The following is a 1,094-nucleotide window of genomic DNA, read 5'->3' on the forward strand; positions in this document are numbered from 1 at the left end:
TGTATTTCATCCGCAGATTATGCATGAATATTTAAAATTCTTCGGTACAAATAATCAGCAAGAGACTGTTCGTTTTTTGATTTATGAAAGAGGCTTATTAATTAGCAGATTTTTTTAATAATTTTTAGATAAATAAATCTTCTAAGTACACAAATGGCTTAGCTTCCTGTATAAGAACAAAACAAAGTTTCATGAAATGTTATTGAATATTTAAAAAAGTATTCTAAATTCAATATTTTATAAAATTTAAAAATTTATTTTTAAATAGGAATTTATATGCTTCACATTGGAAGAAAATTATTAACTTCAACTCTCTTATCTATTTTATTAGTCGCATGCGGTGGAGGGGGAGGAGAAAGTAGTCCAACGTCATCAGAAACATCTGTGCCTAAGCCTATTGAAGAAACTTCTGTACTAAGTCCAGATTTGACACATGGCTATTTTGAAATTGAAAATTCTGGCATTGCTAATCACTCAACTATCAAGTTTTCACCATTTCACACAGATAGTGTGATTGAAGCATCTGCTACTAACAATAATATGTGGAATCTAGAAATTCTTACACCAAGCAATGATTTGTCTGCCCATATTAATAATTTGGCGGGTCTTTATTTTTATCCTAATGACGATAAAGTTGGAGTTTTTAGCTATTCGGAAAATGCTAACGGGTATCTGCGGGTTCAATGTCAAAATTCATGCAGTGATACATTTTCTTATAAAATTGAAAAGCAGAGTAATGGCAAAACTTATTTTATTATAGATGCAAATGGTTCTATAACAGGACGTTTAAATAATATTGTCTTTGCATCTACAGCTAAAATTAAAGGCTCTGTTAAGTTTGAAGTAAATTCTGATTGGCCAGTATGGGATAGCAAAAGATTTAATGAATATCCTGCGAAATCAGACTTAATTGTTAATGGTAAACCTGCAACAATAGAAAAGTTTTTGGATTGGAAAACTAGTTCTGTTTTAAGTTTTACGACCGATAAAGAATATTATTAAGCCTCTTTCATAAATCAAAAAACGAACAGTCTCTTGCTGATTATTTGTACCGAAGAATTTTAAATATTCATGCATAATCTGCGGATGAAATA

The 1,094-nt window shown here is 30.2% G+C and carries 1 protein-coding gene; it reads left to right on the forward strand.

Annotation, left to right across the window (positions count from 1 at the left end; genetic code table 11):
- The first annotated feature begins 276 nt into the window (after nucleotides 1-276).
- A complete protein-coding gene (locus AC25JC_RS17300) occupies nucleotides 277-1,002 on the forward strand; it encodes a hypothetical protein (RefSeq protein ID WP_486924515.1) in 726 nt (241 codons plus the stop codon).
- Nucleotides 1,003-1,094: the final 92 nt, after the last annotated feature.

The sequence above is a fragment of the Acinetobacter sp. P37 genome, from assembly GCF_057480965.1.

What these genes read in the sequence shown, in the direction of transcription:
- AC25JC_RS17300 (WP_486924515.1), top strand. Translation starts at nt 277, where the DNA reads ATGCTTCACATTGGAAGAAAATTATTAACTTCAACTCTCTTATCTATT.